The sequence below is a fragment of the Pseudomonas sp. GW456-12-10-14-LB2 genome, assembly GCF_002884345.1.
Taxonomy (GTDB): domain Bacteria; phylum Pseudomonadota; class Gammaproteobacteria; order Pseudomonadales; family Pseudomonadaceae; genus Aquipseudomonas; species Aquipseudomonas paraglycinae.
In genome coordinates this window covers 1-259 of record NZ_POHV01000220.1, presented here as the reverse complement: position 1 = coordinate 259, position 259 = coordinate 1, and the positions used below count along the sequence as shown (strand labels likewise).

The 259-nt window shown below is 68.0% G+C and carries 1 pseudogene; it reads right to left on the bottom strand.

What is annotated here, in order from left to right:
• Window positions 1-259: pseudogene (locus C1X29_RS29350) on the bottom strand (serine--tRNA ligase); the annotation flags it as partial.

The following is a 259-nucleotide window of genomic DNA, read 5'->3' as shown; positions in this document are numbered from 1 at the left end:
GTCTTATACATGTCCGCCTCGAACTTGGGCAGCTGGCTGGTGCCCTCCATCACCTCGGGGCGGACCAGGTAGGGCGGGTGCACCTCGACGTAGCCCTTGGCGGCATGGCGGTCGAGCAGGAAGTTGCCCAGCGCGCGGAGCAGCTTCGCGCCGCCGCCCTTCCACAAGGCGAAGCGGGAGCCGGAGAGCTTCGCCGCCGTCGCCAAGTCCAGCGCGCCCAGGTTCTCGCCGACGGTCTGGTGATCGAGCGGCTTGAAAT